Source organism: Nocardia sp. NPDC006630 (assembly GCF_040611495.1).
Classification (GTDB): domain Bacteria; phylum Actinomycetota; class Actinomycetes; order Mycobacteriales; family Mycobacteriaceae; genus Nocardia.
On the sequence record NZ_JBEXOK010000004.1, the window covers coordinates 710,456 to 733,220 of the forward strand.

At 67.0% G+C, this 22,765-nt stretch carries 17 protein-coding genes and 1 riboswitch; of the genes, 9 read left to right on the top strand and 8 right to left on the bottom strand.

Translation table 11 applies throughout. From position 1 onward, the window contains the following. Window positions 1–31: 31 nt before the first annotated feature. From ABZX86_RS15080 to ABZX86_RS15090, 3 genes are read left to right on the top strand one after another with little or no spacing between them, the layout of a single operon-like run. A complete protein-coding gene (locus ABZX86_RS15080) occupies window positions 32–1,078 on the top strand; it encodes a thiamine-phosphate kinase (RefSeq protein WP_355123745.1) in 1,047 nt (348 codons plus the stop codon). A 47-nt stretch (window positions 1,079–1,125) separates the two neighbouring features. Continuing rightward, on the top strand, window positions 1,126–1,803 hold the full coding sequence (locus ABZX86_RS15085) for a uracil-DNA glycosylase (protein ID WP_355123747.1): 678 nt from the start codon (window positions 1,126–1,128) through the stop codon (window positions 1,801–1,803). A gap of 35 nt (window positions 1,804–1,838) precedes the next feature. After that, on the top strand, window positions 1,839–2,102 hold the full coding sequence (locus tag ABZX86_RS15090; protein ID WP_355123749.1) for a hypothetical protein: 264 nt from the start codon (window positions 1,839–1,841) through the stop codon (window positions 2,100–2,102). A gap of 1 nt (window position 2,103) precedes the next feature. Here the strand turns inward: ABZX86_RS15090 and ABZX86_RS15095 are convergent, their stop codons facing one another. Both ABZX86_RS15095 and rpmB read right to left on the bottom strand, forming a co-directional pair. Beyond that, the gene (locus ABZX86_RS15095) at window positions 2,104–2,601 is read right to left on the bottom strand and encodes a GNAT family N-acetyltransferase (RefSeq protein ID WP_355123751.1); all 498 of its coding nucleotides are present in this window, start codon (window positions 2,599–2,601) and stop codon (window positions 2,104–2,106) included. 93 nt (window positions 2,602–2,694) lie between these two features. Continuing rightward, on the bottom strand, window positions 2,695–2,883 hold the full coding sequence (gene rpmB, locus ABZX86_RS15100) for a 50S ribosomal protein L28 (RefSeq protein ID WP_209889521.1): 189 nt from the start codon (window positions 2,881–2,883) through the stop codon (window positions 2,695–2,697). A 307-nt stretch (window positions 2,884–3,190) separates the two neighbouring features. Here rpmB and ABZX86_RS15105 point away from each other — a divergent pair, with 307 nt between their 5' ends. Beyond that, the gene (locus tag ABZX86_RS15105) at window positions 3,191–5,167 is read left to right on the top strand and encodes a DAK2 domain-containing protein (protein ID WP_355123754.1); all 1,977 of its coding nucleotides are present in this window, start codon (window positions 3,191–3,193) and stop codon (window positions 5,165–5,167) included. Beyond that, window positions 5,168–7,438: an ATP-dependent DNA helicase RecG gene (gene recG / locus ABZX86_RS15110; RefSeq protein WP_355123756.1), complete on the top strand. Its 2,271-nt coding sequence runs from the start codon at window positions 5,168–5,170 to the stop codon at window positions 7,436–7,438. Between the two features lie 185 nt (window positions 7,439–7,623). On the opposite strand, the gene ABZX86_RS15115 is transcribed toward recG, so the two are convergent. Together ABZX86_RS15115 and ABZX86_RS15120 are read right to left on the bottom strand one after the other, a co-directional pair. Further along, window positions 7,624–9,045 (bottom strand): short-chain fatty acyl-CoA regulator family protein, encoded by a 1,422-nt coding sequence (locus ABZX86_RS15115; protein WP_355123758.1) that lies wholly within the window; start codon window positions 9,043–9,045, stop codon window positions 7,624–7,626. Between the two features lie 216 nt (window positions 9,046–9,261). Next, the gene (locus ABZX86_RS15120) at window positions 9,262–10,476 is read right to left on the bottom strand and encodes a DUF445 family protein (RefSeq protein WP_355123760.1); all 1,215 of its coding nucleotides are present in this window, start codon (window positions 10,474–10,476) and stop codon (window positions 9,262–9,264) included. 76 nt (window positions 10,477–10,552) lie between these two features. Here ABZX86_RS15120 and ABZX86_RS15125 point away from each other — a divergent pair, with 76 nt between their 5' ends. Further along, a complete protein-coding gene (locus tag ABZX86_RS15125; RefSeq protein ID WP_355123762.1) occupies window positions 10,553–11,452 on the top strand; it encodes a helix-turn-helix domain-containing protein in 900 nt (299 codons plus the stop codon). A 3-nt stretch (window positions 11,453–11,455) separates the two neighbouring features. On the opposite strand, the gene ABZX86_RS15130 is transcribed toward ABZX86_RS15125, so the two are convergent. Both ABZX86_RS15130 and metE read right to left on the bottom strand, forming a co-directional pair. Beyond that, complete coding sequence (locus ABZX86_RS15130; RefSeq protein WP_355123764.1) at window positions 11,456–12,706, bottom strand: MFS transporter; 1,251 nt, start codon at window positions 12,704–12,706, stop codon at window positions 11,456–11,458. Between the two features lie 214 nt (window positions 12,707–12,920). Continuing rightward, window positions 12,921–15,182, bottom strand: a complete 2,262-nt coding sequence (gene metE, locus ABZX86_RS15135; protein ID WP_355123765.1) for a 5-methyltetrahydropteroyltriglutamate--homocysteine S-methyltransferase — start codon at window positions 15,180–15,182, stop codon at window positions 12,921–12,923. A 141-nt stretch (window positions 15,183–15,323) separates the two neighbouring features. Beyond that, a riboswitch (cobalamin riboswitch) is annotated at window positions 15,324–15,519 on the bottom strand. A 326-nt stretch (window positions 15,520–15,845) separates the two neighbouring features. Between metE and ABZX86_RS15140 the strand changes: the two genes are divergently transcribed. The 3 genes from ABZX86_RS15140 to coaD all read left to right on the top strand — a co-directional run bounded on the left by ABZX86_RS15140 (window position 15,846) and on the right by coaD (window position 20,532). Continuing rightward, entirely contained in the window at window positions 15,846–19,250 is a 3,405-nt protein-coding gene (locus tag ABZX86_RS15140; RefSeq protein WP_355123767.1) for a pyruvate carboxylase, read from the top strand. Further along, the gene (gene rsmD / locus ABZX86_RS15145; protein WP_355123769.1) at window positions 19,247–19,831 is read left to right on the top strand and encodes a 16S rRNA (guanine(966)-N(2))-methyltransferase RsmD; all 585 of its coding nucleotides are present in this window, start codon (window positions 19,247–19,249) and stop codon (window positions 19,829–19,831) included. Before ABZX86_RS15140 ends, rsmD begins: the two co-directional genes overlap by 4 nt. A 215-nt stretch (window positions 19,832–20,046) precedes the next feature. Further along, on the top strand, window positions 20,047–20,532 hold the full coding sequence (gene coaD, locus ABZX86_RS15150) for a pantetheine-phosphate adenylyltransferase (protein ID WP_355123771.1): 486 nt from the start codon (window positions 20,047–20,049) through the stop codon (window positions 20,530–20,532). 213 nt (window positions 20,533–20,745) lie between these two features. Here the strand turns inward: coaD and ABZX86_RS15155 are convergent, their stop codons facing one another. After that, complete coding sequence (locus ABZX86_RS15155; RefSeq protein WP_355123773.1) at window positions 20,746–21,708, bottom strand: hypothetical protein; 963 nt, start codon at window positions 21,706–21,708, stop codon at window positions 20,746–20,748. Between the two features lie 295 nt (window positions 21,709–22,003). Then, window positions 22,004–22,561 carry a GtrA family protein gene (locus ABZX86_RS15160; RefSeq protein WP_355123775.1) on the bottom strand — a complete coding sequence of 186 codons (558 nt, stop codon included), beginning with the start codon at window positions 22,559–22,561 and terminating at the stop codon, window positions 22,004–22,006. Between the last annotated feature and the right edge of the window lie 204 nt (window positions 22,562–22,765).

A 22,765-nucleotide genomic window follows, 5' to 3' on the forward strand; every position in this document is an offset into this window, starting at 1 on the left:
CAGCGGGTCCCGGCTGGTGGTCGTCGATTGCGTGTCCGAGGGTACCGTTCTCAGGTCCGCGAACCGCAGCCCACTCACCGCCGAGGAGACCGTCATCACCGCCAGCAGCAGTGCGCGCATGCCGAAGACCGTGCGGGAGCTCGGGGAGTTCGGGTTGATCGCGCGCATGAATGCCGGGCGTACGCAGGCGCCGAATGTGCTGCTCGGGCCGGGGGATGATGCGGCTGTGGTGGCGGCGCCCGCCGGTCGGTTCGTGGTGACCACCGACATGCTGGTGCAGGACCGGCACTTCCGGCTGGATTGGTCGAGCGCGCGCGATATCGGGCGCAAGGCCATTGCCCAGAATGCCGCGGATGTGGTGGCCATGGGTGCGACGCCGAGCGCCTTCGTGGTGTCCTTCGGCTGCCCCTCGGACACACCCGTCGACTTCGTCACCGAACTCGCGGACGGCATGTGGGCCGAGGCGGAGCGGGCGGGTGCGTCGATCGCCGGCGGCGATGTGGTGCGCAGCCCGCTGCTGGTGATTTCGGTGACCGCCTTCGGTGATCCGGGGGAGCGCGAGCCGATTCTCAAGTCCGGCGCCCGGCCCGGCGATATCGCGGCGGTGGCCGGACTGCTGGGTTGGTCGGGTGCGGGTTATGCGGTGCTCGCCGCGGGCAACTCCGCCGCGGATTCCCCGTCCTTCGCGGATGTGGTTGCCGTGCACCGGGTTCCGCAGCCGCCGTACGCGGCCGTCCTGGACCTGCCGCAGTCGGCGGTCATCACCGCCCTCACCGATGTCTCCGACGGCCTGCTCGCCGATATGGGACATATCGCCGAATCCTCCGGTGTCGCCATCGATCTCGACTCCGCCGCCCTGCACGACCCGGTGCTGGAGTCGATTGCCGCCACGCTCGGCGCGGAGGCGCTCGACTGGGTTCTGGCGGGCGGCGAAGATCATGCGTTCGCCGCGACTTTCGCCGCCCCCGGCGATGTGCCCGCAGGTTGGCGGCCTGTCGGACGAGTTGTTGCCGGGTCCGGAGTGACCGTCGACGGCATCGCTCGAAACGGACCCACCGGTTGGGAATCCTTCGCATAGGTGGGCGGGGTTCCGCCCGGAATCGGGTCACGATAAGTTTTCCCGACATGGGCGCCAAACCACTGTCGGAGGTCATGGATTCGGGCTGGGCCGAGGCCCTCGAACCAGTGACCGATCGCATCGCCGAGATGGGCGAATTCCTTCGAATCGAAAACGCCGAGGGGCGTGGCTATCTCCCCAAGGGGGAGAACGTGCTGCGCGCATTCCAGCGGCCGTTCGACAAAGTGCGGGTGCTGGTCGTCGGCCAGGATCCGTATCCGACCCCGGGCCATGCCATGGGATTGAGTTTCTCGGTGGCGCCGGATGTTTCGCCGGTGCCGCGCAGTCTCGGCAATATCTTCTCCGAGTACACCAAGGATCTGGAATACCCGACGCCGTCCTGCGGTGATCTGTCGCCGTGGTCGGATCAGGGGGTGCTCATGCTGAACCGAGTACTGACCGTGCAGCCGGGTCAGGCGGCCTCGCATCGCGGTAAAGGCTGGGAAGCGGTGACCGAGCAGGCGATTCGCGCACTGGTCGCCCGTGACCAGCCGCTCGTCGCGATTCTGTGGGGCCGGGACGCCTCGACATTGAAGCCGATGCTGGGGTCGACCCCCTTCATCGAATCCGCCCATCCCTCACCGTTGTCCGCCTCGCGCGGATTCTTCGGATCGAGGCCGTTCTCACGAACCAACGAATTGCTGGGTACATTGGGTGCCGCGCCGGTGGACTGGCGTCTGCCCTAAGCGCGAATCCGTTGATCCGATTCAGGAGCATGTGTATGCAGAAGAAGACTGCCCGTGGCGTTTTCGCCGTTCTCGCCGCGGGCGCCGCGCTGGCCGCTCCGGCGGTCGCGAATGCCGAGCCGCTGACACTGGAACCGGCTCCGGCCGCAACCACCACGACGACGACCAATTCGACGCCGGTGGCCAGCCTGTTCGATACCAATAGCGCCACCTCGATGTCGTCTCAGGTGACGTCGCAGACGGCATGCATGTTCCAGTCGATCAGCCAGCAGGTGGATTGCTTCACCGGCAATCGCTGATTCAGCTCGACCGCCCGCGGCGCACCATGCGCACTTCGATTGCGGGCGTGAAGGCTTCGACTCGGCGGGTGCCGTCGAGTTCGAAGCCGTATTTGCGGTAGAAGGCCCGGGCACGCGGATTCTCCTCGAACACCCAGAGGGAGGTATCGGCGTCCTGGGCCAGTACCTTCTCCATCAATGCGTGCGCCACGCCCGTGCCGTACCAGGCGGCGCGCACGTACATGGCGCTGAGTTCCCGCTCGGCGGTGGGTGATTCATCCCTGTTGGGCCCGCTGCCGGCGAATCCGATGACGGTGTTGTCGGCGACCGCGACCATGATTGTCCCCGCGTATTCGACCCGGATCCGCTCCCACTGCTGCGCCCGGCGGTCTACGTCGAAGGCGGCGTGCACGTGTGCGGGCACCAGATCCTGGTACGCCTCACGCCAGCAGGCGATATGGCATTCGGCCATGCTGTAGGTGTGCTCGGGTCCCAGCGGAACCACCTGCCACTCAGCCATTTCAGCGCCTCCAATGCATGGTCGCCCCGGGCACAGCAAAAACCCCGGACGACCCATTCTGGGTGCCGGGGCTTTTGTTCGAAAGTACTTAAATCAGCGCGTGACCTTGCCGGCCTTGAGGCAGGAGGTGCACACGTTCATACGCCGGGTGTTGCCGGGGGCAACCTGGGCGCGGACGGTCTGGATGTTCGGATTCCAACGACGGTTGGTGCGCCGGTGCGAATGCGAAACCGACTTACCGAAGCCGGGGCCCTTGGCGCAGACGTCGCAGACGGCAGCCATAGTCGCGAGCTCCTTCATGTCATGTTCGGACGCTGCTCGAAATAAACAGTGAGTCCGGAAACGTAATGTCTGGGGACGTGCCTGCCAGCGAATCGCTAGCGAACGCGTTTCTGATACCTGATAAGGATCAGTGCCCGCGTCGGGCAACCGCACAAGAGTAACCGCCCCCCAACTGCCATGTCCAATTGCCCCCGTCCGGCGGTGGGTGAACACGGGCGAACGGCAGGTGACGGCGGGGTGTCGGTGTTCCCGACTAGGCTGGCGGCCGGATCGTAAGGTCGGGAAATGCGGCGGAAGGACGGTGACGGTGCCCGCGGTTGGGGACGTGCTCGACGGTGCTGCGCTGCTGCGCTGGGGGCAGGGCTGCCTACACGCCCTGGAACGCCACCGTGACGAGATCAACGCGCTGAACGTATTCCCGGTCGCCGACTCCGACACCGGCACCAATCTCTTCAGCACCATGCGCGCCGCCGTGCGCGCGGCCGAGGCCCTCGCCGCCGACCGGTCCCGCAGTGGCGAGCGGTCAGCGGCCGACCAGGCTGTGGGCGAGGCCACTTCAGGTGCGGCAGGTCGGCGCGCCGAGCGGGATTCCGGCGTCGTGAGGGCACCGGATTCGGATGCCGAAAGCGCTGAGCAGGTCAGGTCCGCCGATGCGGTACTGGATGCGCGGTTGTCGGCGCAGGAGGTTGCCGGAGCCATGGCTCGGGCGGCGACGATCGGGGCGCGAGGCAATTCGGGAATCATCTTGTCGCAGGTACTGCGTGGCGTGGCCGAGGCGGTGTGTGATGACGCACTCGATGAACAGACCTTGCGGGAGGGACTGCGGCGAGCGGCGCTGCTGGTGCGGGAGGCGCTGAGTTCGCCGGTCGAGGGGACCATGCTTACCGTGCTGGACTGTGCGGCTGAGCGGGCCGTCGATTGTTCGGAGCGCACCCTGGCCGCTGTTGCGCTCGCTGCTGCCGATGGTGCGGCGAAGGCGCTCGGTGAGACTCCCGGACAACTCGGAGTATTGCGGCAGGCCGGGGTGGTGGACGCCGGCGCGCGGGGATTGCTGGTCCTGCTGGACGAATTGGTGGTTGCGACCGGTGGACAGCCGGTGGCCCGGCCCGCATATGTGAGGAATGGCGAGCGTGGGGAGCGACCGGGGGGCGGCATGAACTCGGTCGGTGCATCAGGTGTGGCCCCCGGGAACTCCGGGACCGTCCTCGACGCGACCCGTGCAACGGCCACTGGGGCAGAAGCCGGTGCAAGTGCGGCGACTGCGGACGGCGTGGCAAACGGAACTGCCGGTGCGTCGAATACGTTGGGGCTCAGTGGGATCGGGATGCGGGGTGGAAGTCTCGGTGGCGGGGAGCATGAGACGGTGGAGGGGTTCGGGGGTGGGTATGCACCGCAGTACGAGGTCATGTATCTGCTGAGCGGGACCGATGAGCAGCGGGTTGCCAGGTTGCGGGAACAGCTTGACGGGCTGGGGGATTCGGTTGTCGTCGTGGGGGATGGGGGCGGGATCTGGTCGGCGCATGTGCACTGTGCGGATGCGGGGGCGGCGGTGGAGGCCGGGCTGGCGGCGGGGTGGTTGAGCGGGATTCGGATCGAGACGCTGGCGGTGTCGGCGCATGCGCCGGGCGGGCCGGGGGAGCGCGGGATTCTGGCGGTGGCCTCCGGGGCGGGGGCGGTGCGCCTGTTCGAGGATGCGGGGGCCGAAGTGCTCGAGGGGGAGGTGACGGCCCAGGCGCTGCTGGCGGGGATTCGGCGACTGCCGCATCGTGAGGTGCTGGTGCTGCCGAACGGCGCCCTGCCCGCACACGAGTTGATGGCGGTGAGTGTGGCCGCGCGCGACGGGAATCGCGATGTGCTCATGCTGCCGAGCGCCTCGATGGTGCAGGGGCTGGCGGCGCTGTCCATGCACGACGGTGGGCGGATCGCGGCCGACGATGTCTTCGCCATGTCCGAGGCGGCCGCCGGAACCCGCTGGGGCGCTTTGCAAGTCGCGCCGGAGCGCGCGCTCACGATTGTCGGCACCTGCGAGGCGGGTGACGGGCTGGGGCTGGTCGGGCACGATGTGGTGGTCATCGATTCGGATGTGGCCTCCGCGGGATGCACCCTGCTGGACCGAATGCTCGGTCTCGGTGGGGAATTGGTGACCATGCTCATCGGCGCGGAAGCGCCGCAGGGACTTTCGGAAGAATTGGCCGAGCACGTCGGCGCCACGTTCCCGGGTGTCGAGGTGGTGGTGTATCCCGGTGGTCAGGCCGGTGATCTGGTGCAGATCGGGGTGGAATAGGTGGCGACACTGGGTGATCGGCTCGACCATGTGCTCGGCGTGAAGGCCGCCGAACCGCTGGCCGAGGCGTTCGATATGAGCACCGTCGAGGACCTGCTACGGCACTATCCGCTGCGCTATGCCACGCAGGGGCAGCCGCTCACCGAGGAGGCGCCGGAGGAGGGGCAGCACATCACGGTCATGGGCCGGGTCACCAAGACCGACCTGCGCCCCATGAAGAATCGGCGCGGCAGCCTGCTGAAGGTGAGCCTGGACACCGGCTCCGCGAAGCCGATCGAGGTCACCTTCTTCAATGGCGACAAGGTCCGCCACCTCGTGAAGGAGGGGGTGCGCGCCATGATGTCCGGCACCGTGCACTGGTGGCGCCCGGACCGCTGGAACCTCTCGCATCCGGATTATCTGATCCTGCCCGACAAGGGCGACGGCTCGGTCGAGAGCCTCACGTCGGTGCGCGGCGGCGGCGCCCTGCGCGGCCTGGCGCAGAGCGCGAAAGGCGCGGGGGGCGTGGATATCTCGTTCTTCGAGCGGGAGTTCATCCCGGTGTACCCGGCCACCGCCAAGGTGCAGAGCTGGGATCTGCTGCGCTGTGTGCGGCAGGTGCTCGATCAGCTCGACCCCATCGAGGATCCGCTGCCCGAGGACCTGCGCGCCGAACATGGACTGGTGCCGGTCTCCGATGCGCTGCGGCTCATCCACCTACCCGAGAGCAAGTCCGATATCGAAGAGGCCAGGGGCCGACTGCGTTTCGACGAAGCCCTGGCCCTGCAGCTGGTGCTGGCCGAGCGCCGGCATCAGGCGGAGGGTCGCACCGCGAAGGCGAGCCTGCCGCGCACCGACGGCATTGCCGCGGCCTTCGACAAGCGACTGCCGTTCGAGCTGACCGAGGGTCAGCAGACCGTCATCGAGGAGATCTCCGCCGATCTGTCGCGCACCCATCCCATGCACCGGCTGCTGCAGGGCGAGGTGGGTTCCGGCAAGACCATCGTCTCCCTGCTCGCCATGCTGCAGGTGGTCGACAACGGTCAGCAGTGCGCGCTGCTCGCTCCGACGGAAGTCCTTGCCTCCCAGCACTATCGGTCGCTGAAGAATATGCTCGGCGATCTCGGCAATGCCGGTGAACTGGGTGTGTCCGATATCGCCACCAAGGTGGTGCTGGTGACCGGCTCCATGTCGGTGGGCCAGAAGCGGGCCGCGCTGCTGGACGCCGTCACCGGTGAAGCGGGCATCCTCATCGGGACGCACGCCCTCATCCAGGATTCGGTGGAGTTCTTCGACCTCGGCATGGTGGTGGTCGACGAACAGCACCGCTTCGGCGTGGAACAGCGAGATGCCCTGCGCGCCAAGGCCAAGAACGGCATCAGCCCGCATCTGCTGGTCATGACCGCCACCCCCATTCCGCGCACCATCGCCATGACCACCCTCGGCGACCTGGAGACCTCCACCCTCACCCAGCTGCCGAGCGGCCGCTCACCCATCACCTCGAAGGTGGTGCCCGCCAAGGCGAAACCGTCCTGGGTGGATCGCGCGTGGGAGCGCATTCACGAGGAGGTGCAGGCGGGCCGCCAGGCGTACGTGGTGTGCTCCCGCATCGGTGACGAGGAGGAGAACGGCAAGACCAAGGGCCGCAAGGCGAAATCCGAGGAGGAGAAGGAAGGCCCCACCACCCACTCCGCCGTCGACATCTACGAGATGCTCAGCACCGGCGCGCTGAAGGATCTGCGCATCGGCCTGCTGCACGGCCGTCTCCCCTCGGACGAGAAGGACCGCGTCATGCGGGCTTTCAATGATGCCGAGATCGATGTGCTGGTCTGCACCACCGTCGTCGAAGTCGGCGTGGACGTCCCGAACGCGACCGTCATGGTGATCGTCGACGCCGACCGCTTCGGCGTGAGCCAGCTGCACCAGCTCCGCGGCCGCGTCGGCCGCGGCAAACATCCGGGCCTCTGCCTGCTCATCACCGAATCCGGCCCCGTGGGAACGGCAATGGCCCGCCTCGAAGCGGTGGCCGGCACCACCGACGGCTTCGAACTGGCAGTCCTGGACCTCCGCCAGCGCCGCGAAGGCGACGTCCTCGGCTCCGCCCAATCCGGCACCGCCCGCAGCCTCCGCCTCCTATCGCTCCTGGACGACCTCGAAGTAATCACCGCCGCACAACAATTGGCCCGCGAGGTAGTAACCGCCGACCCCGGCCTGCAAAAACACCCCGGCCTGGCCAGCATGATGACCGCCGCCGTAGACGGCGAACGCCTCGAATACCTCGCCAAGTCCTGACCCGCTGCGCCGACTGGGCTCTCACGGTGGCGACACGCCCTAAATTGCCACCATGAGAGCCCTCGGCGAGACAAGGCGATCAACGGAACAGCTTGTCTCGGCAGCGAACAGCGCCTGCGAGGCCTGTTCGGTTGATAGGCGGGCTGTGCGGTCGCGTGGACCGGCTATTTGGTGACGGGCTGAGGTTACTGGGGGAGGCGGGGGTAGGGGAGGTCGCTGCTGGTGTTTTCGGTGATGGCCAGGGGGCGGCCTATTTGAGGGAAGGCGCGCTGGGAGCAGCTGGGGCGTTCGCAGACCTTGCAGCCGGCGCCGATGGGGATGGCGGTGGTGGGGTCTTCGAGTTGCAGGCCGCGGGAGTAGGCGAGGCGGTCGGCGTATTCGATATCACAGCCCAGGCCGATGGCGAATTCTTTTCCGGAGGTGCCGAATCCGGTCGGGGTGGGGGTGGTGGTGCGGGCGATCCACAGGTAGCGACGGCCGTCGGGCATGGCGGCGACCTGGGTCAGCATGCGGCCGGGGTGGGCGAAGGCCTCGTGCACTACCCAGAGCGGGCAGCTGCCGCCGACTCTGGAGAAGTGGAATGCGGTGGCGGACTGGCGTTTCGAGATGTTTCCGGCGCGGTCGGTGCGGACCAGGAAGAAGGGCACCCCGCGCTGGCCCTGCCGCTGCAGGGTGCTGAGCCGATGGCAGATGGTTTCGAAGCCGACCTCGAAACGCAGGCTGAGCAGGTCGATATCGTAATGTAGCTCTTCGGCCGAACGCAGGAATTTGCTGTACGGCAGCACCAGGGCGCCGGCGAAGTAGTTGGCCAGCCCGATACGGGCGAGGGTGCGGGATTCCCCTGCCAGCGAAGGGGTCTCGTCCAGCACCTCGTCGAGCAGACTGCCGTGCAACAGGAAGGCGAGGGTGGACGCGATCTGGAAGGCGCGCTGTCCCGGCCGGAGTCTTCGGGCGAGCGTGAGCGTGCGGGTTTCCGGTTCGTAGTGGCGTTTGGGCACATTCGGGTCGGCCCCGTCGCCGCGCACCAGGACGGTGACGCCCGCGCGCTCCTCGGCCACCCGCGCCAGCTGCCGGTCCAGCGAGCCGATGGTGAGCCCGCAGTCGTCGAACAATCGCTCGGCCGCGAGGTCCAGCTGGGCAATGTGATTGTGATGGTCGTAGAAGAAGTCGCGCACGTCCTCGTACGGCATCGGCACGCCCGGAGCGCCGGTCGGCGTGGCGACCTTGGCGGAGAGCAGATCCAGCTGATCGGTGGCCGCCCGTAGTCGGCGGTGCATGGCCACAACGATTTTCGAGACCTCCGGCATGCGGGTCGCCAAATCCTCGACCTCGGCCACCGGCGCGGCATTGCCGCCCGCGGCCTCCACCAGAATCTCGTGTAGGTCCGAGACGAGGCGGGCATCGGAATCCGCGGCGAAGAACTGCACATCCAGATCGAAGGTGGAGTTCAGTTTGAGCAGCACCGGAATGGTCAGTGGCCGCTGATCTCGCTCGAGCTGGTTGAGGTAGCTGGGGGACAGATCCAGGGATTTGGCCAAGGCCGCCTGGGTCATCCGCCGTTCCTCGCGCAACCGTCGTAGTCGGGCACCCGCATACATCTTGCGCACAATGCGAGATGCTACCGACCAGGCTTTGCAATCATCGCAATATGGCGGTACTTGTTCGCATTTCTTATTGCTGCATGGGATTTCGCCGTCGCGCTCCGACTGCGTAGCGTGCGAATTCGGCAATTCGGGCAGTTGTCCACCGCGGCCTCATCGTACGCGGGCCCCGCGTTCACCGCGGCTGAACCGCAGGCCGATGCGGTAGCGCGAGCGGCCGTTTCAGGTCAGCAACACGTGAACCTGAAGTTCGCCGACGAGGAAGCCGAGCACCGCGCCGATAGCCACCAGTTTCCACTCGTCCTGTTTGAACGCGGGGCGCAGCAGGCCCTCGTACTCGTCGTCGCTGAGTTGCTTGGTCTTCTCGATGACCAGGCTGCGCACGTCCAGGGCTTCGATGGCATGCCGGTCGAAGCCCGAATTCGCCGCGGCCCGCACATGATCGAGTACGAAGGTCACGGCATCGCGCTGCAGGGCGGTGTAGCTCTCGCGCGCGACCATGAGCATGAGCGGTTTGGCCGGGCCGGTTTGCAGGTCGAGGAATTCGGTGACGTGATGATCGAGGATCGAAGCCAACCGGTCGGCCCGCTCTCCGTTGAGCACCGCCTCCAGAATGCGTGCGGGGGTGAGGATCTCGGTGGCGATGAGATCGCCGTAGTCGGTGCAGACCTCGTCGCGGCGCTTGTGGAACAGACCCTGCCAGCGCAGCGGTCCGATACCGACCGGACGGATCGGCCGGAAGATCATCTGCAGCGCCAGCCAGTCGGTGACCAATCCGGTGAAACCGCCGAAAGCGGGCATGAGCCAGGAGGAATGGGTGAACGCCCAGGTGATCATCTGCACAAAACCGAGCACCGTGCCGAAGATCAGCCCCGAGCGCACGATGAACCGCAGCTCATTGCGGCCGACCCGGCGCACCATCTCCACCAGCAGCGACTTATCGTCCACCAGCGCGCTGATCGCCATCCCGCGCAGATCCATCACCTGATCGAGATTGGTGCGCAGATCGACGACGATATCCTCGATGAGCTGCGGCAGATCCCGTTGTGCGCGTTCGATGATGGCGCGCCGGCCCGCCTCCGGCATGTTCACCCACAGCCGTGGCTGATACTTCATCATCATCTCGCGGACCATGTAGTCCACGCCCGCGTTCAGGGGTTCGCGCAGGCGGGTGGTCAGTTCGGCGATATCGATGCGGGCGATGATGTCCTGCGGATCGATGAGCTTGCCGAACATGAGGTCGACCGCGATGGTAGCCATGCGCGGCGCGGAGCGCGGAATGACGCCCTGCCAGCCCAGCCACGGTGGGATGCCGCGGAATTCGAGCGGATACATGAGCATCTGCACGGCGACGATCTTGGTCACCCAGCCGATGAGCGCGGCGACGAGCGGAATCGAACAGTACAGCAGCCAGTGGTCGGTGAAATCCGCGATCACGACGGTTCAGACTCCTCGGTGCGACTATTCGAATAGAATGATTCGGTTATTCGTATCGAGAGGCTAGGAGACGCACGTGCCCGCTGGCAAGACGGAGAGCTCGCCGCCTACCCAGCGCGTCATCTCCATCGTGGAACTGCTCGCGGCACAGCAGCACACCCTCACCTCCGCCGAAATCGCCGACAGTCTCGATCTCAACCGTTCCACCGCCGGGGCGATTCTGTCCGCGCTCGCCGAACGCGGGTGGGTGCGGCGGCTGCCCGATCTGACCTACCAACTCGGCCCGGCCGTCGCCGCGCTCGGCCGGCGGGTCGCCGATTCCCGTGGTGATCGGATCTGGCTGAACGAAGAATTGGAGCGACTGGCCGCACGCGTCGACTGCGGCGCCGCGCTGACCGCTGTCGCCGGTGAGCGCATCGAGTTCGTCGCGGTGACCCGGGATCGGCTCACCGTGGGTATCGAAGCCGGTGCGCGCATCCCGCTGCGGGCGCCCGCGGGCGCGGCGATCATCGCCCACTCCAGCGCTGCGCGCCAACAGGATTGGCTGCAGACTCGCGGACCCGAACGCCGCGAGGAATACCGGGACGTGCTGTCCACCCTGCGCACCACCGGCAATTGCGCCTGGCGGCTGGAACCCGACAGCATGCCCACCGTCCGGGTGCTCTCCGAGGTCGCCGATCATCTCGCCGATCACCCCGCGAGCAAGGATCTGCGCGGCCGGGTGCTCGCCCAGCTCGGCACCATTATCGGCAGCGCCTACGACCAGGCGACGCTCGACGCGGAGATCCCGCTGCCGATCAGCTATATGAGCGCACCGGTGTTCGACGGCGGCGGCCGTGCGGTCATGGAACTCCAGATCGGCCCGCTCCGAATGGATGTCACCCGCGACGAGCGCCGCCGCTACCTCGCCGAACTGGCCACCGCCGCCCGCCGCATCGGCGACGGCGTCAACAGTAAGAACCCCGCCGGCACCTGATCGCTAGGTCGGAGCGGCCACGCCGAATCGGATTCCCTTGGCCTCCTTGCCTATCGAGGTGAGGAAGATGACGGCCACCAGGACCGGGATGATGGTCGCGGCGAGGGCGAAGGGGTAGCCGTGTGATTCGGCGAGGCGTTCCTGGATGGGCAGATTCAGCGAGGCCAGCAGGTTGCCGAGCTGGTAGGTGACGCCGGGGTAGAAGCCGCGGATCGCGTCGGGTGACATCTCGGTGAGATGGGCGGGGATGACGCCCCATGCGCCCTGCACCATGAGCTGCATCAGGAACGCGCCGAGGCAGAGCATGGCCGCGGTGTGCGAGTAGGCCCACAGCGGCACGATCGGCAATCCGAGCACAGCGCAGAAAATGATGGTGTAGCGGCGGCCGTACCGCTGCGACAGCGTGCCGAAGACCAGGCCGCCGATGATCGCACCGATGTTGTAGATCACCGCGATCCATTTGGCCGTGACGGTCGAGAGCCCCGCACCGCCGTGCTGGGTGGCCGAGAGGAAGGTCGGATACACGTCCTGGGTGCCGTGGCTCATCCAGTTGAACGCCGTCATGAGCAGCACCAGATAGATGAAGCGGCGCACGATGACCGGGTTGGTCACGATGTCGCGGAACGAGGTTGTGGTGACGCGCAGCTTCTCCTGCGCGGCCTCCCACACCTCGGATTCACGCACCCGGGTGCGCAGAATCAGGATGATGAGCGCGGGAATGATCGACAGCGCGAACAGCCAGCGCCACGACAGGCCGAGCCAATTCGACACCAGCAGTGAGGCGAGCGAGGCCAGCAGGTACCCGAACGAATAGCCCTCCTGTAGCAATCCGGAGAAGAACCCGCGCCGCTCCGCCGGAATCTTCTCCATGGCCAGCGCCGCGCCGAGACCCCACTCACCGCCCATGCCGATCCCGTAGAGCATGCGCAGAATCACCAGCACGGTGAAGTTCGGCGCGAACGCGCAGAGGAAGCCGACCACCGAGTACACGGCCACATTCACCATGAGGGGAACGCGCCGCCCGATCCGGTCGGCCCACAATCCGAAGAGCAGCGCCCCCACCGGACGCATGATGAGCGTGGCCGTGGTGATGAAGGCGACCTCGCCCTTGGACTTGCCGAAACTCGTGGCGATATCGGCGTAGACGAAGATCACGATGAAGTAGTCGAAGGCGTCCATGGTCCAGCCGAGCTGGGCGGCGATGAACGAATTGCGTTGGTCCGCAGTGAGTTTTGTCCTCGGTACCGTCGTCATGATTCCCCTTGTCATCCGCCGACCACGCCTCGGCGACAAGAACCCGACCGGTTCGGAAATCACCCGAGACAGCAAGCGCATCCATACTGGCCCGTTCCCGCCGATCTTGTCGGACCTTCGCCGACATTCCAGGTCAGCACGGTGTGCCCGCGGCGAAAAGAGCCCGCAGCCGGATGACTGCGGGCCCTTTGCGGTGGGTCGGACTAGGGGCGAATCAGCGCACCGCGCGGGCCGCTTCGACCAGATTGCGGAGTGAGGCTTCGACCTCGGCGGGGCCGCGGGTCTTGAGACCGCAGTCGGGGTTCACCCAGAGGCGTTCCGCGGGAACCGCTTTCAGGGCCTCGCGCAGGGAGGTGGTGATTTCATCGACCTCCGGGACACGCGGGGAATGGATGTCGTAGACGCCGGGGCCGACCCCGAGGGCGAAGCCGGCGGCATTGAGATCGTCGAGAACCTCCATATGCGAGCGGGCCGCCTCGATGGAGGTGACGTCGGCGTCGAGCGCGGCGATGGCGCCGATGACCTCGCCGAACTCGGAATAGCAGAGGTGCGTGTGGATTTGGGTGGCATCCGAGACGCCGGAGGTGGCGAGCCGGAAGGCGGCGACCGCCCACGCCAGATACTGCTGCTTGGCATCGGCACGCAGCGGCAGCAGCTCGCGCAGGGCGGGCTCGTCGACCTGGATGACCCGGATGCCCGCCGCCTGCAGATCCACCGTCTCGTCACGAATCGCGAGCGCCACCTGGCGGGCGGTGTCCTCGATCGGCTGGTCGTCGCGCACGAACGACCACGCGAGAATGGTCACCGGACCGGTCAGCATGCCCTTGACCGGCTTATCGGTGAGCGACTGCGCGTATTCGATCCACTCGACCGTCATCGGATTCGGACGTGTCACGTCGCCGTACAGGATCGGCGGGCGCACGCAGCGGGTGCCGTAGGACTGCACCCAGGCGTTCGCGGTGGCGTGGAAGCCGGTCAGTTGTTCGGCGAAGTACTGGACCATGTCATTGCGCTCGGGCTCGCCGTGCACCAGTACGTCCAGGCCCAGCTTCTCCTGTAGCGCAATGACATCGGCGATCTCGGCGCGCATGCGATCGCGGTACTGTTCGGCCGTGATCGTGCCCTTGGTGAAGGCGGCGCGGTCCTTGCGGATCGCGGTCGTCTGCGGATAGGAGCCGATCGTGGTGGTCGGCAGCAGCGGCAGATGCAGCCGTTCCTGCTGCAGCACACGGCGATCCGCGGCCGGAGCGCGGCGGGTGGCGGACTCGCCGAGCGCGCTGAGGCGGGCCCGCACGGTGTCATCGCGCAGCCTGGGGTCGGTGGCGCGGGCGGCGAGAGCCGCACGGGCAGCGGCCAATTCGCCGGACACGGCTTCGGTGCCCTCGTGCAGTGCGGTGGCCAGCAGGCGCACCTCGGCGACCTTCTCGGCGCCGAATGCGAGCCACGAGCGCAGCGCCGCATCGATATCTGTCTCTGCCGCAAGCGAATACGGCACATGCAGCAGCGAGCACGAGGTCGACACCACCAGCGCGCCGGTGCTGCCGAGCAGCGTGCCCAGCACGGCGAGCGCGCGATCGGCATCGGTGCGCCACACATTGCGGCCGTCCACCACACCGGCCACGACCAGCTTGCCCGCGAGCGCTGGAATCGCCGCAATGGCATCCACGGTGGCCCCGGTGGTGAGATCCAGGGCTATGCCTTCGACCCCGGTCGCCGCCAGCACTCGCAGAGCCGTACCGGGACGGCCGAAGTAGGTGGCCACCAGCAGGGCGGGCCGATCGGCGAGCGCCGACAGCTCCTCGTACACCCGGCCCGCGACGGCGAGCTCGGCCTCGGTCAGATCGGTGACCAGCACCGGCTCATCGAGCTGCACCCACTGCGCGCCCGCCGCGGCGAGCGCGCCCAGCAGCTCGGCATACAGCGGGAGCAGGGCGTCGATGCGCCGCAGCGGATCGCCCTCGGCATCCTTGGCCAGCTTCAGGAAGGTGAGCGGTCCGATGACCACCGGACGGGCGGGCACACCGAGCTCCAGCGCCTCGCGCAGCTCGGTGAGGATCTTCGCCGGGTTCAGCGTGAACTCGGTGTGCGCGCCGAACTCCGGCACCAGGTAGTGGTAGTTGGTGTCGAACCACTTGGTCATTTCCAGGGGTTCGACCGAATCATTGCCGCGTGCGGCCGCGAAGTAGCGATCCAGCGGATCGGCGATACCGGCGACCCGCGGCGGCAGTGCGCCGAACATGGCCGCGGTATCGAGCATCTGGTCGTAATAGGAGAAGGTGCCGACCGGAATCGAATCCAGTCCGGCCGCGACGAGCTCGGTGAGCTGGGCCCGGCGCAGTTCCGCGGCGACCGCGTGCAGTTCGTCCGCGCCGCTGCGCCCGGCCCAGTAGGACTCGGTCGCGCGCTTGAGCTCACGGTTCGGCCCGATCCGGGGCAGGCCGAGAACTGTTGCGGTGAAAGGGGAATTGTTGGTCACGGCTGTGCTCCAAGTGTTCCATTGCCACTGGTCGACGCCACAGGTGAGCACGAACGCTGGAGTCCCCGAGGGCGCCGTCGACGCGGCGTGCGGGAAATCCGGTCCGTCCACCCAGTCCACGAGGCGAAGACCGCCGGATACGGCGTATCCGGCGCATTCGGCAGGTCTTCGGACTCGCAGGCACCGGCCTCTCGGCCGACCTAGTGGCCGTCGCTTCCCAGGGATGAACCCAGTGCTTCTGACGGCGGTCGTTCCTGCATACCGCTGCGGGACAGTGCCGGATTCTCACCAGCTTCCCTCTCACCTCTCCACTCGAATCGAGTGGAGCGGCTTCGACGCGCGGCGCGAGGGGCGGAGGCTTCCGACACCTGCACCGGGCGAACCGATTGCACTGTGAGCATATCGGCTCTGTCGAGCCGCCCGGCGCGGGGCGACGGTCCGCTGTTACCGGTGGGTAAATCGATGCGGCTCTCCGGGCGGGTCTTCACTGCCTTCGGTTAGCAAGGAGGCGAACCCGGACGGCTCTGACCCGTGGACCTCACAGAAACGCATGTTGCCAGGTGATGAACACAAATTCGCAACCGACCGGTATGTGACTGTGAAGATTGCTGCGAAGGTGACTTCGATGCCCGCCGGGCATACCGGGGCAGGTACCTTAGGCGAATGTTCTCCAAAGTCCTGGTCGCCAACCGCGGCGAGATCGCCATTCGCGCATTCCGCGCGGCCTACGAACTCGGCATCGGCACTGTCGCGGTGTTTCCGCACGAGGACCGCAACTCGGTCCATCGTTTGAAGGCCGACGAGGCGTACCAGATCGGGGAGCCCGGACATCCGGTACGGGCGTACCTGTCCATTGCGGAGATCATCAGTGCGGCCAAGTCCGCCGGCGCCGATGCCATCTACCCCGGTTACGGATTTCTTTCCGAGAACCCGGATTTGGCGGCAGCCTGTGCGGCGGAGGGCATCACCTTCGTCGGGCCGTCGGCGCATGTGCTCGAGTTGACCGGTAACAAGGCGCGGGCGATCGCCGCCGCCAAGGCTGCCGGACTGCCGGTACTCGCCTCCAGTGAGCCGTCCTCGGATGTGGACGAATTGGTCGCCGCTGCCGAGAGCATGCATTTCCCGCGCTTCGTGAAGGCTGTCGCCGGTGGTGGCGGGCGCGGTATGCGCCGGGTCGCCGACAAGGCGCAGTTGCGTGAGGCCATCGAAGCCGCGGCACGTGAGGCGGAGTCGGCGTTCGGCGATGCGACGGTGTTCCTCGAGCAGGCGGTGATCAATCCCCGCCACATCGAGGTGCAGATCCTCGCCGACCAGCAGGGCAATGTCATCCACCTGTACGAGCGGGACTGCTCGTTGCAGCGGCGGCATCAGAAGGTGATCGAGATGGCGCCCGCGCCGAATCTGGATCCCGCACTGCGGGATCGGATTTGCGCTGATGCGGTGGCGTTCGCGAAGGAGATCAATTACAGCTGCGCGGGCACGGTGGAGTTCCTGCTCGATGAGCGTGGCAATCATGTGTTCATCGAGATGAATCCGCGTATTCAGGTGGAGCACACGGTGACCGAAGAGATCACCGATGTGGATCTGGTGCAGTCGCAGATGCGGATCGCGGCGGGGGAGACCCTGGAAGATCTTGGGCTGAGCCAGGATTCGATCGTCATCCGCGGCGCGGCCCTGCAGTGCCGCATCACCACCGAGGACCCGGCCAACGGGTTTCGTCCCGATACCGGCCGTATTACCGGATACCGCAGCCCCGGTGGCGCGGGCGTCCGCCTGGACGGCGGTACCAATGTCGGCGCCGAGGTCGGTGCGTACTTCGATTCCATGCTGGTGAAACTCACCTGCCGTGGCCGCGACTTCCAGACCGCCATGGCCCGCGCCCGGCGCTCGGTGGCCGAGTTCCGTATTCGTGGCGTCACGACCAATATTCCGTTCCTGCTGGCGGTGCTCGACGACCCGGACTTCCGGGCCGGACGCGTCACCACCTCGTTCATCGACGAGCGCCCGCAGCTGCTGACGCTGAAGAGCTCCGCCGACCGCGGCACCAAGATCCTGAACTACCTGGCCGACGTCACGGTGAACAAGCCGCACGGCACCCGGCCGACCAAGCTGTACCCGCACGACAAACTGCCCCCCATCGACACCACCGTGCCGCCGCCGGCCGGATCCCGGCAGCGACTGCTGGAACTGGGGCCGGAAGGGTTCGCCCGGGCGCTGCGGGCGCAGCAGGGGGTGGCGGTCACCGATACCACCTTCCGTGACGCGCACCAGTCGCTGCTGGCCACCCGCGTGCGGACCAATGGCCTGCTGGATGTGGCGGGACATGTCGCGCGCCTCACGCCCGAGCTGCTGTCCATCGAATGCTGGGGTGGCGCAACCTATGACGTGGCGCTGCGGTTCCTGTACGAGGACCCGTGGGAGCGTCTGGCCGCATTGCGTGAGGCCGTCCCCAATATCAATCTGCAGATGCTGCTGCGCGGTCGCAACACCGTCGGCTACACGCCGTACCCCGAAAAGGTCACGCGCGCTTTTGTTTCCGAAGCCACCGCGACGGGCATCGACATCTTCCGCATCTTCGACGCGCTCAACAATGTCGATCAGATGCGCCCGGCGATCGACGCGGTATGCGAAACCGGCACTGCCGTAGCGGAAGTCGCCATGAGCTACACCGGCGACCTGTCCGATCCGAACGAGAACCTCTACACCCTCGACTACTACCTCAAGCTCGCCGAGCAGATCGTCGAGGCCGGGGCGCACATCATCGGCATCAAGGACATGGCGGGCCTGCTGCGTGCACCGGCCGCCGCGACCCTGGTGACCGCGCTGCGGCGGGAATTCGACCTGCCGGTCCATGTGCACACCCATGACACCCCGGGCGGCCAGCTGGCCACCTATCTGTCGGCCTGGCAGGCCGGAGCGGACGCTGTCGACGGTGCGAGCGCGCCGATGGCCGGTACGACCAGTCAGCCCGCGCTGTCGGCAATCGTTGCGGCAGCGGCGAATTCACCGCACGACACCGGGTTGAGTCTGCAGAACGTGTGCGATCTCGAGCCGTACTGGGAGTCGCTGCGCAAGGTGTACGGGCCGTTCGAATCCGGACTGCCGGGCCCGACGGGCCGCGTGTACACCCACGAGATTCCGGGCGGTCAGCTGTCGAACCTGCGGCAGCAGGCCATCGCATTGGGTCTGGGCGATCAGTTCGAAGAGGTCGAAGCCAAATACGCTGCGGCCGACCGTCTTCTGGGCCGTCTGGTGAAGGTCACCCCGTCTTCGAAGGTCGTCGGCGATCTGGCCCTCGCCCTGGTCGGCAGCGGCGTCGATGTCGAGGACTTCGCTTCCGATCCGGGCCGCTACGACATTCCGGATTCGGTAATCGGTTTCCTGCGTGGTGAACTCGGCACTCCGGCCGGTGGCTGGCCTGAGCCGTTCCGCACCCGCGCGCTCGCGGGCCGTGGCCCGGCCAAGCCGGAAACCCAGCTCACCGCCGCCGACGAAGCGGGCCTCGCGGGCAGCTCCGAAGAGCGGCGCGGGACGCTGAACCGGCTGCTGTTCCCCGCCCCGACCGCCGAATTCCTCGCGCACCGTGAGAAGTTCGGCGATACCACCGGCCTGTCCGCCAACCAGTTCTTCTACGGCCTCCGTCACGACGAAGAACATCGCGTCCAGTTGGACAAGGGCGTCACCCTGCTCATCGGCCTCGAAGCCATCTCCGAGCCCGACGAGCGCGGTATGCGCACGGTCATGTGCATCCTCAACGGCCAGCTCCGGCCCATCACCGTGCGGGACCGCTCCATCGCCAGTGAGGTCCCGACCGCCGAGAAGGCCGACAAGAACAATGCCGGTCATATCGCCGCCCCGTTCGCCGGCGTGGTCACCCTCGCTGTCTCCGAAGGTGATTCGGTCACGGCGGGCGACACCATCGGCACCATCGAGGCCATGAAGATGGAAGCCGCCATCACCGCCCCGCGCGCGGGCACGGTGCGCCGGGTCGCCATCAGCAAGGTCCAGCAGGTCGAGGGCGGGGATCTGCTGGTGGACGTGAACATCACCGAGACAGCGGCCGAATGACCCGGATCATCGGAGGCACCGCGGGCGGACGCCGACTACGCGTCCCGCCCGCGGGCACCCGCCCCACCTCGGACCGCGTCCGCGAGGCGCTCTTCAATGTGCTCGTGTCCCGCATGGATTTCGACGACATCCGCGTCCTGGACCTGTACGCCGGCTCCGGCGCGCTCGGACTGGAAGCGCTGTCCCGTGGCGCATCTCACGCCCTGCTGGTCGAAGCCGACCGTAAGGCCGCCACCGTGATTCGCGGCAATATGACCGACCTCGGTCTCCACGGCGCGGACCTGCGCACCAATACGGTCGCCGCCCTGCTCGGCCGCAGCGCAGTGGGCGTCGGCGCATCGTCCCCGGCAGGCGGCCCCTACGACCTGGTCTTCTCCGACCCGCCCTACGACCTCGACGTCGCCGAGGTGGAGGACGACCTGCGCGCCCTGGTGGAAGGCGGCTGGCTGCATCCCGAAGCCCTCGTCGTCGTGGAACGCTCCACCCGTTCCCCCGAAGTGAAGTGGCCCGAGGGCTTCACACCCCTGAAATCCCGCACCTATGGCGAAACCCGCCTGGATCTCGCCGAATACGAGCCGTAAACAAGATCACCAGGAATTGACGGCGGCATTGCGTGAGTAGCCGCCGCCGTCAGTTCCTGGTCGACGGTAATCACCGGCTCCGATCAGCCATGACGGACATGAGGTTTCGGGCGGGCGCTCGTAGTGGCGTTTTGCGGGTGTCGGCCGGTGCGGGCGCCTACTCCGGCGGCGAGTCCGCAGGGGTGGGGACGGGCGCGCTGCGGTAGCGTGCGGCCATGGCTGGAGCACTCTGCCCGGGGTCGTTCGACCCGGTGACCAATGGACATCTCGATGTGATCACGCGAGCGGCCGCGCAGTTCGACGAAGTTGTCGTGACGGTGACGATCAACCCGAACAAGAAGGGCATGTTCACCGTCGAGGAGCGGATGGAGATGATCCGGGAGGTCACCTCCGAGCTGCCCAATGTGCGGGTGGAATCGTGGCAGGGCCTGACGGTGGATTTCGCTCGGGCACAGGGGATCACCGCGATCGTGAAGGGTCTGCGCGATGCCACCGACTTCGGGTACGAGATGCAGATGGCGCAGATGAACCGGAAGCTGTCGGGGGTCGACACCTTCTTCATCATCACCAACCCGCTGTACGGCTTCGTCTCCAGCTCGCTGGTGAAGGAGGTCGCCTCCTACGGCGGCGATATCGCGGATCTGCTGCCGTCGGCCGTGCACAAGCGCCTGCTCGAGCGTATTGCCGAACGTCGCGGCTGAACCGCACGGGCGTCCCCTCGCCCGCGCGGTCCTACTGCGTCGTGGTCCGCTGGAACCGGCTGTGCGGTATGCGCCCGACCAATTACGCGTGCGGGCCCGAACCGCCGTTCCCGGTGACGCGCGTGAACCGAATGGCGTGATCTGCTTTCGCCCCGTCGTGCTCGTTCACGACGGGGCGAACTAGTAGCGGTGGACGCGTCCACACCCAGTGCCTCACAGCGGGCGTACCAGGGCTTGGCGCGGCTCCGGAGCGGGTGCGGGTTCGATGCGGCCGTCGGCGCGCACCGAGCGTCCGCGGGCCAGGGCGGCGCGCAGGCGGCGGCCCGCCGCATCACCCTGCAGCTCGTTCCAGGTCCAGCGGACCACCTGGAAACCCAAGGCGCGCAGATAGTTCTCGCGGATCTGCTCGCGGCGGACGACCTCGGCCGCGGTCTGACCGTGCCGCAGTAGTCGGCCGTACAGGATCGGCCCGTCGAATTCGCAGAGCACGCCCGCGTCCTCGTAGTAGAAGTCGACGCGGCCCACGAACCGGCCGTCGGGGGTCAGCACATTGCCCTGCGAGCGCGGCATCGGCAGACGCAGGCGATGCAGCATCACCCGGCTCAGCGATTCGCCGACGCTCTGACTGCGCCCGTCCACCAGGGCGACCACCTCTTTGGCCTGGGTGATGCCGTGCCGGCATTTCGCCTGCGCCAGTTCGGCTGTCAGCTCGGGTGCGGTGATGCCGAAGGCCCCGGCGAGAGCGTCGCAGGCGACCACTGCCGCATCGAACGGCAGCGTGAGCGCCAGATCGACCACGGTGCGGGCGGGCGTGGTGACCAGCAGGCCGTCCACCTCCACCGCCGAATCGATGGGGGAGCCATACACTTTCGCGTACGGCCGGATGCGGCCGCCACCACGGCGATTGCGGGTCACGCAGACTCGGTCCAGGGGTGTGCGCCAGAGGGTGGTGCCGTACAGGACGGCCGCCGACTGATGGCTCACCACAGTCGCTTCGGCCATCTCCGGCAGAACCGCTTCGATGAGCAGCCGATGCCGTTCCCGCCAGTTGTGCACCGCCGCACCGGGCGCGGGAGCGCCGCACCCCTCGAGCAGTCTGCGGGCCAATCTCCGCGGCGCACACTGGCGTCGGGCGCCGGCTTCTACCGTCCGGCTACTCGGTTGATCAGGAGTCATTCGCCCTCCTTACGTGGACGCCCCCGCCGCCAACTGTGCTGAACACATGATCTGTCGACCCGGCCCAGCGGACGTTGCACACCGGGCCCGCGCGTATCCCGCCGTCCCCCAAGGCATCCATGCGATCGCCGCATCTTCGGAACCCCTTTCATTCGGTCGATGCTTGCTTTGACGCAGACACGCCCGAAGCGGTTCCCTAACTCCGGAAACAGCGAATCCTCGCACCCCCCGCCGGATTTCGGCCCGGTCGGCGAATGCGAGGATTCGGAAAGCTGGAATCAGAACACGCGGGAAATCAGAACACCCAGAGGCGCAGCGTCAGGAAGCGGAAGGTGCCCACCGCCGCCGTGATCGCCAGTACCGCAGCGGCTTCCGCGAATCCGCCGAGCCCCGGTGCGGTATTGGTCAGGATCGCGAGCCCGCCCGAGGTGATGGCCAGGCCCGCCAGTGCCAGCCCGCCGCCCTCGATCTGTGCGGTATGCCAGCGCACCCGCCCGGCCGCGTGGAAGGTCAGCCGCCGATGCAGTTCATTGGCGATCGCGGTGCTCACGATCGAGCCGGTCAGATTGGCAAGCTGTGGTCCCTCGCCGTAGAAGGCCAGGAACAGCAGCAGGTAGCCGACATTGCTGAGTCCGCCGACAAGTGCGAATCGAATGAGCTGGGCGAGGGCGTGGTCGCTGCGCAACCAGTCGCCGAGCTGTGCGGTCCAGCGCACGCCGGCTGTCCGGACGGCCTCGGTACCGGTGGCCACGGCTTCGGTCCCGTACGCGATCGCCTCGGTTCCGTATGAGTATGCGTCGGCGAGACCGGGGACGGGTGTCGCGCCCCGCTGCGGGATGTCCAGCACAGCCATGGTCTTTTCCCTCGAACACGTCGGGGTGCTCCGTTGCCCCGACCCAACACTTTTCTGCTACCTAAATTTAACATCAACTGGAGGGGTTTCCTCCACTTCTTTTCCGATGTGTGAAACAGCTCTCCGACACGCCGCGAACGAACCTTGTCCCCTGCGCGCAGGAGGGCAGACTTATACAAACGGAGGAGTCTCGCCGTTTAGTCC